At 63.3% G+C, this 11,811-nt stretch carries 5 protein-coding genes and 3 rRNA genes; 2 read left to right on the top strand and 6 right to left on the bottom strand.

Features of this window, described 5'->3' with window-relative positions:
• The first annotated feature begins 9 nt into the window (after positions 1-9).
• Positions 10-1,320, top strand: coding sequence for a DUF58 domain-containing protein (locus OG700_RS25405; protein WP_405617333.1), 1,311 nt, complete (start codon positions 10-12; stop codon positions 1,318-1,320).
• 109 nt (positions 1,321-1,429) lie between these two features.
• Here OG700_RS25405 and rrf read toward each other — a convergent pair.
• From rrf to OG700_RS25385, 4 genes are all read right to left on the bottom strand, one after another.
• Positions 1,430-1,546 (bottom strand): 5S ribosomal RNA (rrf, locus tag OG700_RS25400).
• An 81-nt stretch (positions 1,547-1,627) separates the two neighbouring features.
• A 23S ribosomal RNA gene (locus tag OG700_RS25395) occupies positions 1,628-4,750 on the bottom strand.
• Positions 4,751-5,078: 328 nt separating this feature from the next.
• Positions 5,079-6,602 (bottom strand): 16S ribosomal RNA (locus OG700_RS25390).
• The 16S, 23S and 5S rRNA genes sit together here, the layout of an rRNA operon.
• A 589-nt stretch (positions 6,603-7,191) precedes the next feature.
• The gene (locus OG700_RS25385) at positions 7,192-8,199 is read right to left on the bottom strand and encodes a stage II sporulation protein M (RefSeq protein ID WP_405617332.1); all 1,008 of its coding nucleotides are present in this window, start codon (positions 8,197-8,199) and stop codon (positions 7,192-7,194) included.
• A 119-nt stretch (positions 8,200-8,318) separates the two neighbouring features.
• Between OG700_RS25385 and OG700_RS25380 the strand changes: the two genes are divergently transcribed.
• Positions 8,319-9,239 (top strand): RDD family protein, encoded by a 921-nt coding sequence (locus tag OG700_RS25380; RefSeq protein ID WP_405617331.1) that lies wholly within the window; start codon positions 8,319-8,321, stop codon positions 9,237-9,239.
• Positions 9,240-9,257: 18 nt separating this feature from the next.
• On the opposite strand, the gene OG700_RS25375 is transcribed toward OG700_RS25380, so the two are convergent.
• Complete coding sequence (locus tag OG700_RS25375) at positions 9,258-9,872, bottom strand: hypothetical protein (RefSeq protein WP_405617330.1); 615 nt, start codon at positions 9,870-9,872, stop codon at positions 9,258-9,260.
• Positions 9,873-10,067: 195 nt separating this feature from the next.
• On the bottom strand, positions 10,068-11,525 hold the full coding sequence (ahcY, locus tag OG700_RS25370) for an adenosylhomocysteinase (RefSeq protein ID WP_405617329.1): 1,458 nt from the start codon (positions 11,523-11,525) through the stop codon (positions 10,068-10,070).
• Positions 11,526-11,811: the final 286 nt, after the last annotated feature.

Genomic DNA, 11,811 nt, shown 5'->3' with positions numbered 1-11,811 from the left:
CGATGAACCATGGCCCTCACCGGGCGAGCGGCACTCCTCGCCGCTCTCGGCTCGATTCCCGTCGGCCTCCTCGCGCCCAGCTGGGCGGGGATGCTGGCGGTCAACGCGCCCCTCTCCCTCGCAATTCTGTGCGACTACTGCCTGGCCGCGCCAGTGCGAACGCTCCAGTTCACTCGAAGTGGTGATACGTCAGTTCGACTCGGAGAAAGTGCCCAGGTCCAGCTCGCGGTCGTCAACCCGTCACGCCGCACACTGCGCGCCCATATCCGCGACGCATGGCCCCCGAGCAGCTGGCCGACCGGCACCGAACAGGTCGCCTCCCGCAACGAGTTGAGCGTCCCTGCCGGTGAACGCCGCCGTATCTCCACGCTTCTGCGCCCGACGCGCCGCGGCGACAGGCACACGGAGCGAGTGACCGTGCGCTCCTTCGGCCCCCTCGGCCTGGCGGCCCGCCAGGGAAATCACGACGTCCCGTGGACGGTCCGTGTCCTGCCGCCTTTCACCAGCCGCAAGCACCTGCCGTCCAGACTCGCCCGGCTGCGCGAACTCGACGGCCGGACAAGCGTGCTCACCCGTGGCGAGGGCACGGAGTTCGACAGCCTCCGCCCCTACGTACCGGGAGACGACACCCGGTCCATCGACTGGCGCGCCACGGCCCGCCAGTCAGCGGTGGCGATTCGTACCTGGCGGCCGGAACGCGACCGCCACATCCTCATCGTGCTCGACACCGGCCGCACCTCGGCCGGCCGCGTGGGCGACGTCCCACGACTCGACGCCGCGATGGACGCCACACTCCTCCTCACCGCGCTCGCCACCCGCGCAGGCGACCGTGTCGACCTGCTGGCATACGACCGCCGGACACGCGCCCAGGTCCGAGGCCGCTCGGCGAACGACGTACTGCCTGCGCTGGTGAACGCACTTTCCACGCTGGAACCCGAACTCGTGGAGACGGACGGACGCGGCCTGGCGGCCACAGTCCTGAAAAGCGCCCCGCGCCGCTCACTCATCGTGCTGCTGACCAGTCTTGAAGCGGCCCCGGTAGAGGAAGGGCTCCTGCCCGTCCTCCCTCAACTCACCCAACGGCACACGGTGCTCGTCGCCTCGGTGGCCGACCCGCACGCCCAGACCATGAGTACGGCACGCGGTTCGGTGGACGCGGTGTACGAAGCCGCCGCCGGCTCCCAGGCACAGTCTCAGCGCCGCCGTACCGCGGAAAAGCTCCAGCGCTACGGAGTCACAGTGGTAGACGCTGTGCCCGACTCATTGGCGCCGGCACTGGCGGACGCCTATCTGGCACTGAAGTCCGCAGGCCGCCTCTGAACAGACAAGTACGGGTTCGGGGACGGGAATTGCCCGGTCCCCGAAACGGCCTCTGAACGCAGAAATGCCCCGCACCAAAATGGTGCGGGGCATTCCCGACTCAAAAATTGTTCGGCGGCGTCCTACTCTCCCACAGGGTCCCCCCTGCAGTACCATCGGCGCTGAAAGGCTTAGCTTCCGGGTTCGGAATGTAACCGGGCGTTTCCCTAACGCAATGACCACCGAAACACTATGAAACTGCTGAACAACCGGATGATGTCACGGACTGTTCGTTGTCTCAGAACTAACACAGTGGACGCGAGCAACTGAGGACAAGCCCTCGGCCTATTAGTACCGGTCAACTCCACACCTCACGGTGCTTCCATATCCGGCCTATCAACCCAGTCGTCTACTGGGAGCCTTACCCCATCAAGTGGGTGGGAGTCCTCATCTCGAAGCAGGCTTCCCGCTTAGATGCTTTCAGCGGTTATCCCTCCCGAACGTAGCCAACCAGCCATGCCCTTGGCAGGACAACTGGCACACCAGAGGTTCGTCCGTCCCGGTCCTCTCGTACTAGGGACAGCCCTTCTCAAGACTCCTGCGCGCGCAGCGGATAGGGACCGAACTGTCTCACGACGTTCTAAACCCAGCTCGCGTACCGCTTTAATGGGCGAACAGCCCAACCCTTGGGACCGACTCCAGCCCCAGGATGCGACGAGCCGACATCGAGGTGCCAAACCATCCCGTCGATATGGACTCTTGGGGAAGATCAGCCTGTTATCCCCGGGGTACCTTTTATCCGTTGAGCGACGGCGCTTCCACAAGCCACCGCCGGATCACTAGTCCCGACTTTCGTCCCTGCTCGACCCGTCGGTCTCACAGTCAAGCTCCCTTGTGCACTTACACTCAACACCTGATTACCAACCAGGCTGAGGGAACCTTTGGGCGCCTCCGTTACTCTTTAGGAGGCAACCGCCCCAGTTAAACTACCCATCAGACACTGTCCCTGATCCGGATCACGGACCCAGGTTAGACATCCAGCACGACCAGAGTGGTATTTCAACGTTGACTCCACCTGAACTGGCGTCCAAGCTTCACAGTCTCCCACCTATCCTACACAAGCCGAACCGAACACCAATATCAAACTGTAGTAAAGGTCCCGGGGTCTTTCCGTCCTGCTGCGCGAAACGAGCATCTTTACTCGTAGTGCAATTTCACCGGGCCTATGGTTGAGACAGTCGAGAAGTCGTTACGCCATTCGTGCAGGTCGGAACTTACCCGACAAGGAATTTCGCTACCTTAGGATGGTTATAGTTACCACCGCCGTTTACTGGCGCTTAAGTTCTCAGCCTCGCCACACCGAAATGTGACTAACCGGTCCCCTTAACGTTCCAGCACCGGGCAGGCGTCAGTCCGTATACATCGCCTTACGGCTTCGCACGGACCTGTGTTTTTAGTAAACAGTCGCTTCTCGCTGGTCTCTGCGGCCACCCCCAGCTCACACCGTAAAGATGATCACCAGAAATGGCCCCCTTCTCCCGAAGTTACGGGGGCATTTTGCCGAGTTCCTTAACCATAGTTCACCCGAACGCCTCGGTATTCTCTACCTGACCACCTGAGTCGGTTTAGGGTACGGGCCGCCATGAAACTCGCTAGAGGCTTTTCTCGACAGCATAGGATCATCCACTTCACCACAATCGGCTCGGCATCAGGTCTCAGACTATATGCACGACGGATTTACCTACCGTGCGTCCTACACCCTTACCCCGGGACTACCACCGCCCGGGCTGGACTACCTTCCTGCGTCACCCCATCGCTTACCTACTACAAGTCTGGTCCGACGGCTCCACCACTCCCCTTTGCCCGAAGGCTCCAGGACGGCTTCACGGTCTTAGCATCGCCTGATTCGATACTGGGCGTTTCAAAGCGGGTACCGGAATATCAACCGGTTGTCCATCGACTACGCCTGTCGGCCTCGCCTTAGGTCCCGACTTACCCTGGGCAGATCAGCTTGACCCAGGAACCCTTAGTCAATCGGCGCACACGTTTCCCACGTGTGTATCGCTACTCATGCCTGCATTCTCACTCGTGAACCGTCCACCCCTCGCTTCCGCGGAGGCTTCACCCGGCACACGACGCTCCCCTACCCATCCGCACGCCCGTTGAGGCTACATGTACGAATGACACGACTTCGGCGGTACGCTTGAGCCCCGCTACATTGTCGGCGCGGAATCACTTGACCAGTGAGCTATTACGCACTCTTTCAAGGGTGGCTGCTTCTAAGCCAACCTCCTGGTTGTCTCTGCGACTCCACATCCTTTCCCACTTAGCGTACGCTTAGGGGCCTTAGTCGATGCTCTGGGCTGTTTCCCTCTCGACCATGGAGCTTATCCCCCACAGTCTCACTGCCGTGCTCTCACTTACCGGCATTCGGAGTTTGGCTAAGGTCAGTAACCCGGTAGGGCCCATCGCCTATCCAGTGCTCTACCTCCGGCAAGAAACACACGACGCTGCACCTAAATGCATTTCGGGGAGAACCAGCTATCACGGAGTTTGATTGGCCTTTCACCCCTAACCACAGGTCATCCCCCAGGTTTTCAACCCTGGTGGGTTCGGTCCTCCACGACCTCTTACAGCCGCTTCAACCTGCCCATGGCTAGATCACTCCGCTTCGGGTCTTGAGCGCGCTACTATGTCGCCCTGTTCGGACTCGCTTTCGCTACGGCTTCCCCACACGGGTTAACCTCGCAACACACCGCAAACTCGCAGGCTCATTCTTCAAAAGGCACGCAGTCACGACTGTATGCGCAAGCACATACAGCGACGCTCCCACGGCTTGTAGGCACACGGTTTCAGGTACTATTTCACTCCGCTCCCGCGGTACTTTTCACCATTCCCTCACGGTACTATCCGCTATCGGTCACCAGGGAATATTTAGGCTTAGCGGGTGGTCCCGCCAGATTCACACGGGATTTCTCGGGCCCCGTGCTACTTGGGAAATACGCAAGAGAGCCGCACAGATTTCAGCTACGGGGGTCTTACCCTCTACGCCGGACCTTTCGCATGTCCTTCGCCTACCTGTACGGTTTCTGACTCTCCGACCAGCCGGCAGACTGATCAAGTGCACTCCCACAACCCCGCATGCGCAACCCCTGCCGGGTATCACACACATACGGTTTGGCCTCATCCGGTTTCGCTCGCCACTACTCCCGGAATCACGGTTGTTTTCTCTTCCTGAGGGTACTGAGATGTTTCACTTCCCCTCGTTCCCTCCACACTGCCTATGTGTTCAGCAGCGGGTGACAGCCCATGACGACTGCCGGGTTTCCCCATTCGGACACCCCCGGATCAAAGCTCGGTTGACAGCTCCCCGGGGCCTATCGCGGCCTCCCACGTCCTTCATCGGTTCCTGGTGCCAAGGCATCCACCGTGCGCCCTTAAAAACTTGGCCACAGATGCTCGCGTCCACTGTGCAGTTCTCAAACAACGACCAACCACCCGCCACCCCACCGCATACACAGTGAGTTCACCGGGGCCGGCAACCGAAGACACAAGCAGCTCACGCAGCCCGTACCCTCAGACACCCAACAGCGCGCCCGGCACCCCCAACCACCGTGTTCCCGTTCCACGCCCCGAAGGACAGTACTTGGACAACACAGCAGCAAAGAGTGCCGAATAGTCAACGTTCCACCCATGAGCGACCACCGTCGGACAGGTGCCGACGAAATGGTTCCTGGACCACCCGACCCAAGGGGTCCGATGGTCTAGATGCTCCTTAGAAAGGAGGTGATCCAGCCGCACCTTCCGGTACGGCTACCTTGTTACGACTTCGTCCCAATCGCCAGTCCCACCTTCGACAGCTCCCTCCCACAAGGGGTTGGGCCACCGGCTTCGGGTGTTACCGACTTTCGTGACGTGACGGGCGGTGTGTACAAGGCCCGGGAACGTATTCACCGCAGCAATGCTGATCTGCGATTACTAGCAACTCCGACTTCATGGGGTCGAGTTGCAGACCCCAATCCGAACTGAGACCGGCTTTTTGAGATTCGCTCCACCTTGCGGTATCGCAGCTCATTGTACCGGCCATTGTAGCACGTGTGCAGCCCAAGACATAAGGGGCATGATGACTTGACGTCGTCCCCACCTTCCTCCGAGTTGACCCCGGCGGTCTCCTGTGAGTCCCCATCACCCCGAAGGGCATGCTGGCAACACAGAACAAGGGTTGCGCTCGTTGCGGGACTTAACCCAACATCTCACGACACGAGCTGACGACAGCCATGCACCACCTGTACACCGACCACAAGGGGGGCACCATCTCTGATGCTTTCCGGTGTATGTCAAGCCTTGGTAAGGTTCTTCGCGTTGCGTCGAATTAAGCCACATGCTCCGCTGCTTGTGCGGGCCCCCGTCAATTCCTTTGAGTTTTAGCCTTGCGGCCGTACTCCCCAGGCGGGGAACTTAATGCGTTAGCTGCGGCACCGACGACGTGGAATGTCGCCAACACCTAGTTCCCAACGTTTACGGCGTGGACTACCAGGGTATCTAATCCTGTTCGCTCCCCACGCTTTCGCTCCTCAGCGTCAGTAATGGCCCAGAGATCCGCCTTCGCCACCGGTGTTCCTCCTGATATCTGCGCATTTCACCGCTACACCAGGAATTCCGATCTCCCCTACCACACTCTAGTCTGCCCGTATCGAATGCAGACCCGGGGTTAAGCCCCGGGCTTTCACACCCGACGTGACAGACCGCCTACGAGCTCTTTACGCCCAATAATTCCGGACAACGCTTGCGCCCTACGTATTACCGCGGCTGCTGGCACGTAGTTAGCCGGCGCTTCTTCTGCAGGTACCGTCACTTTCGCTTCTTCCCTGCTGAAAGAGGTTTACAACCCGAAGGCCGTCATCCCTCACGCGGCGTCGCTGCATCAGGCTTTCGCCCATTGTGCAATATTCCCCACTGCTGCCTCCCGTAGGAGTCTGGGCCGTGTCTCAGTCCCAGTGTGGCCGGTCGCCCTCTCAGGCCGGCTACCCGTCGTCGCCTTGGTAGGCCATTACCCCACCAACAAGCTGATAGGCCGCGGGCTCATCCTGCACCGCCGGAGCTTTCAACCGTCCCCCATGAGGGGCACAGTATTATCCGGTATTAGACCCCGTTTCCAGGGCTTGTCCCAGAGTGCAGGGCAGATTGCCCACGTGTTACTCACCCGTTCGCCACTAATCCACCCGAAGGCTTCATCGTTCGACTTGCATGTGTTAAGCACGCCGCCAGCGTTCGTCCTGAGCCAGGATCAAACTCTCCGTGAATGTTTACCCGTAATCGGGTGACACCACGAGAGCGGAACAGTCGACCGGAATAAGGCCAACCGTTCACAGCGTCCTCGCTGTGTTTCTATCAAAGGAACCTCAACCCAATCCACAACAGTGGACGAGGTCGGGGTATCAACATATCTGGCGTTGACTTTTGGCACGCTGTTGAGTTCTCAAGGAACGGACGCTTCCTTTGTACTCACCCTCTCGGGCTTTCCTCCGGGCTTCCCTTCGGTCTTGCTTTCCTTCGTCTCCGACTCTATCAGAACCTTTCGGCGCCTGATTCCCAGTCGACGGGAGTGCTTTCGGATATTCGCTTTCGCGTTTCTCTTTCGGCGAGACCGACATTATCAGAAACATCAGGGCCGAGGTAAATCGACCGCCGTGATTCGAATGATGTATCGGAAAGCTCTGCGGAAATTCGATCCCCGCTCAGAGCTGGATAGACATTAACCGTCGCTCTCGAACTTGTCCAGCTTCGAGGCAACCGTTCAAATCTACCTCCCCACACAGACCCTGTCAACGATCGGCAGCGATCTTTGTGGAGCGAGGAGGAGACTAACAGGTCGGCGACCCGCAACGCACATCAGGCTGCCGTGGGCAGTTGGGCGCTCTGATCGGCGCTCTCCACGTCGCCCGTGGCGCCCGCGCGGGCCGCTCGGCCGCCGAGTACGTACACGTACGCCAAGAAGGCCAGTTCGGACACGATCCCGATGGTGATGCGCGCCCATGTCGGCAGGCCGGACGGGGTCACAAAGCCCTCTATCAGGCCCGACACGAAGAGGATCAGCGCGAGGCCGATGGCCATGCCCACTGCCGCGCGCCCCTGTTGGGCGAGCGCCGTTCGACGGGTGTATGGGCCGGGGTCGATCAGGGTCCAACCGAGGCGGAGGCCCGTACCCGCCGCGACGAACACGGCCGTCAGTTCGAGCAGACCGTGGGGCAGAACCAGGCCCAGGAACGTGTCCAGGCGGCCGGCCGACGACATCAGGCCGATGCCGACACCGAGGTTGAGCATGTTCAGGAAGAGGATCCAGATCACCGGGAAGCAGAGGAAGGCGCCGAGGACAAGGCACATGGCGGCGGCCTGGGCGTTGTTCGTCCAGACCTGCGCCGCGAAGGACGCTGCCGGGTGACTTGAGTAGTACGTCTCGTACTCGCCGCCGGGGCGGGTCATCTGGCGGAGGTCTTCGGGAGCCGCGATCGCCGACTGGACCTCGGGGTGCGCCGATATCCACCAGCCGATCAGAGCTGCGACGAGCACTGAGAGCAGTGCGGTCGGTATCCACCAGTGCCGGGAGCGGTACACGGCGGCCGGGAAGCCGGCCGTAAGGAAGCGGGCGGCGTCGCGCCAGCCGGCGCGGCGGGTGCCGGTGACGACCGACCGGGCGCGTGCGACCAGCTGGGTCAGGCGCGCGATGAGCATGGGGTCCGGGGCGCTGGACTGGATCAGGGAGAGATGAGTGGCCGTGCGTTGGTAGAGGGCGACGAGTTCGTCCGCCTCGGCACCGGTGAGGTGCCGTCCGCGGCGCAGGAGAAAGTCCAGGCGGTCCCACTCGGGTCGGTGGGCCGTCACGAAGACGTCGAGATCCATGGTCTGCTGCTGCTCCAGGCACTGGGTGCGTACGGTCCGTACTACTGCGGCACGTTGCAGGCCAGCTTGGCAGACTGAGCGGTCCGGGGGCAGAGAAGGTCGGCGAAGGGTGGGCACCGGTGAATGAGCTTGTGACGGGCGACGCGGTCGTACTGGGGCTGCGCCCCGCGAAGCTGCCGAGCCGGGCGTTGGCCGTCGTCATCGATCTGGTGGTGGTCTGGGCCGCGTACATCGTGGTCTCGATCGTCCTGGCCATCGCGACGGATTCCCTGGACACGGCCGCGGTGGCGGCCCTGGCGGTCGCGAGTTTCCTGCTGATACCAGTGGGTGTGCCGATCGCGGTGGAAACCCTCAGTCACGGGCGTTCGTTGGGGAAGTTGGCCTGCGGGCTGCGGGTGGTGCGGGACGACGGCGGGCCCATCCGTTTCCGCCACGCGTTGGTGCGTGGGGCGATCGGTGTGGTGGAACTGCTCATGTCCTTCGGGGTGATCGCGTGCATCGCTTCGCTCGTGTCGGCGCGTGGGCGTCGGGTCGGGGACCTGTTCGCGGGGACGTTGGTCGTACGCGAGCGGGTGCCGGCGGATCGGGCTCCTGCCGTGCCGCCTCCGCCGCCGTGGCTCGTCGGCCGCTTCTCCGAGCTGGATCTGTCGTCGGTGCCCGACGAACTGTGGCTGGCCATACGGCAGTACCTGACCCGTATGAGGCAACTCGACCCCGGCGTCGGCTGGTCGATGGCGGAGCGGCTGGCCGGTGATCTGGCGACGCGTACGGGCGTGCCGCTGCCGCACGGTGTGCCGCCGGCGGCGTATCTGGCGGCCGTGGTGAACGAACGGCAGGCACGGGACGCGCGGCGGGCTTTCGGCGCCGGCCCGGCCGGTCGGCCCACGCCCGGCACCCCTCGTCCCGCCGCTTCGGTCGGTCCGGCCGGTCCGGTCGGCAGACAGCCGGTGCGGCCACCGCGCGACGTGGCGGACGCGGCGTCAACTCGTGCGCCGGATCCGGCCGTTCCCCCGGCATCCAGGTTCACGCCGCCCGCCTAGGTCCTGTCCGAGTCGGTGTCAGGGCAGGGCCGACGGCGGGGATTCGAGGTCTTCGAGCTCGATGCCCGGCGCGGCGAGAACCACGTCACCGCTGATGTGGACGCTGTGTTGCTCACCGGTGTCCAGGGCGCTGACCTGGTACTCGTCCACAGTCAGGGGTCCATTGTCAGTGGCATGCGCTTCACTTCTCACTAGCACCCAGGACTGGTCGAGAGTGCGGGGGGCCAGGACCGGGTCGGTGAAAGCCACGAACCGGACGCGGGTCGTCGGGGAAGCGGGGGTGAGACGCAGGAGGCGGGTGGTCGCGACGAGGAACGCGGGGGACGTGCCGGTGAAGGCATGGGCGGGGACATTGCCTTCGGTGGCTTCGGTGCCGGTGGGGTCGGTGCGGACCCAGGTGACGCCTTCGAGTGCGGCGGCGCGGACCTGCCAGCTCGCGGCATGCAGTTCGAGACGGATGGGACGGCCGAGTTCGTCGAGGGTGAGGTCGACGGAGCCGGAGTGCTCGCCGGAGGGAGCGGTGATCTGGGAGACGTAGCGCCAGCCCGAGGGGCCGGGTGCGCAGTGGAAGTGTTCTTCGCCGAGAGGGGTGTGGTCGTGCGGATCGTGGAGTGAGTAGCGGCCACGCGGCATGTGCGGGAGTCCTTCGGTGTCCTCTGGGCCCGTTGCCGTGAGAGCGCACGGGAGTGCCGCTCGCATACACACAGACCATCTGGACGCCTGGGAACAGACGTGGGCGGGACCAGGAGCCGGAGACCGGGGCAGGCCCCCAACACGGGGGTGTGGGGGCCTGCCCGTACCGCTGGTGTCAGCGGCGGTGTCTGTGGGTCAGTAGCGGTAGTGGTCTGACTTGTACGGGCCTTCGACCTGCACACCGATGTACGCGGCCTGCTCGGGGCGGAGGGTCGTGAGCCTCACGCCGAGCGCGTCGAGGTGGAGCCGGGCGACCTTCTCGTCGAGGTGCTTGGGCAGCACGTAGACGTCGGTCGGGTACTCCTCGGGCTTGGTGAACAGCTCGATCTGGGCCAGCGTCTGGTCCGCGAACGAGTTGGACATCACGAAGGAGGGGTGACCGGTCGCGTTGCCGAGGTTCAGCAGACGGCCCTCGGACAGGACGATCAACGTCTTGCCGTCGGGGAACTTCCAGGTATGGACCTGCGGCTTGACCTCGTCCTTGACGATGCCGGGGATCTTCGCGAGGCCGGCCATGTCGATCTCGTTGTCGAAGTGGCCGATGTTGCCGACGATCGCCTGGTGCTTCATCTTGGCCATGTCCGCGGCCATGATGATGTCCTTGTTGCCCGTCGTGGTGACGAAGATGTCGGCGATGCCGACGACATCGTCCAGCGTCGCGACCTGGTAGCCGTCCATCGCCGCCTGGAGCGCGCAGATGGGGTCGATCTCGGTGATGATCACGCGGGCGCCCTGGCCGCGCAGGGACTCCGCGCAGCCCTTGCCCACGTCGCCGTAGCCGAAGACGACGGCGACCTTGCCGCCGATCAGCACGTCGGTGGCGCGGTTGATGCCGTCGATCAGGGAGTGGCGGCAGCCGTACTTGTTGTCGAACTTCGACTTGGTCACGGCGTCGTTGACGTTGATCGCCGGAAAGAGGAGGGTGCCGTCGCGGTGCATCTCGTAGAGACGGTGGACACCGGTCGTGGTCTCTTCCGTGACACCGCGGATCTCGGACGCCAGGAGGGTCCACTTCTGCGGGTTCTCGGTGAGGGTGCGGTTGAGGAGACGCAGGATGTAGCTGTACTCCTCGCTGTCCGCCGTGGCCGGGTCGGGGGCCGCGCCGGCCTTCTCGAACTCGACGCCCTTGTGGACGAGCAGGGTGGCGTCGCCACCGTCGTCCAGGATCATGTTCGGGCCGCCGGTGGAGGCGTTGGGCCAGGTCAGGGCCTGCTCGGTGCACCACCAGTACTCTTCGAGCGTCTCGCCCTTCCAGGCGAAGACCGGAACGCCCTGCGGGTCGTCCGGGGTGCCGTTCGGGCCGACGGCGATCGCGGCGGCGGCGTGGTCCTGGGTGGAGAAGATGTTGCAGGAGGCCCAGCGGACGTCGGCGCCGAGCGCGACCAGCGTCTCGATGAGGACGGCGGTCTGCACGGTCATGTGCAGGGAGCCGGTGATGCGGGCGCCGGCCAGGGGCTGCGCCTCGGCGTACTCCCTGCGGATCGACATCAGGCCGGGCATCTCGTGCTCGGCGAGGGTGATCTCCTTGCGGCCGAACTCGGCAAGCGAGAGATCGGCGACCTTGAAGTCCTGTCGGTTGGCGACAGTGGTCATAGCGAGCTGCTCCTCGTAAAGGGGTCGAGGGTGGGTACGGCTGACTTTGCGGCGGGCGGGCATACGAATGCCCGGACGTACGCAACGCAGTCCGTCGGAGGCCCTCTCTCCCTCGGCCGGTCCGCGCCGCAGACCGCCCGACCGCCATCAGCAGCGACGTCTGGCTCTGATGACGAATCTACACCGATCGGCCCAGCGCCCCACAGCGCACCGGGGCCCGGATCCCGTCCGCGACGGGCTTCAAAGGGTCCCCAACTCGGGCCTTCCGGGCTTTTTTTCGCGCGTC

The sequence above is a fragment of the Streptomyces sp. NBC_01508 genome (genome assembly GCF_045040315.1).
Classification (GTDB): Bacteria; Actinomycetota; Actinomycetes; order Streptomycetales; family Streptomycetaceae; genus Streptomyces.
This window is presented reverse-complemented; position numbering and strand designations above follow the sequence as displayed.